We start from the raw sequence: 360 nt of genomic DNA on the forward strand, positions 1-360 counted from the left end.
GCCCGGCGCGATCGACCCGGACGCCGTGCACCTGCCGGGAATCTTCGTGCAGCGGGTAGTGGCCCTCACCCCTGAGCAGGCCACAGCCAAGGGCATCGAACAGCGCACGATTTCCGCGCCTCCGGCACGAGGGACGGTGAGCGAGTAATGGCCTGGACACGCGAGCAGATGGCCGCGCGGGCGGCGCGCGAGCTGCAGGACGGCCAGTACGTCAACCTCGGCATCGGCCTGCCCACCCTGATCCCCAACTACCTCCCCCAGGACGTCGAGGTCATCCTGGAGTCCGAGAACGGCATCCTGGGCACCGGCCCCTACCCCACCGAGGACCAGGTCGACCCCGACCTGATCAACGCCGGCAAG

At 69.4% G+C, this 360-nt stretch carries 1 protein-coding gene and 1 pseudogene; both read left to right on the forward strand.

The annotated features are described in order from the left end of the window. A pseudogene (locus IG08_RS62360) lies at positions 1–148 on the forward strand (succinyl-CoA--3-ketoacid-CoA transferase); the annotation flags it as partial. Next, on the forward strand, positions 148–360 hold a 213-nt coding region (locus IG08_RS0153445; RefSeq protein ID WP_030622305.1), incomplete at its 3' end, for a succinyl-CoA--3-ketoacid-CoA transferase. The pseudogene IG08_RS62360 and the gene IG08_RS0153445, both read left to right, overlap by 1 nt.

Source organism: Streptomyces fulvoviolaceus (assembly GCF_000718165.1).
Lineage (GTDB): Bacteria > Actinomycetota > Actinomycetes > Streptomycetales > Streptomycetaceae > Streptomyces > Streptomyces fulvoviolaceus.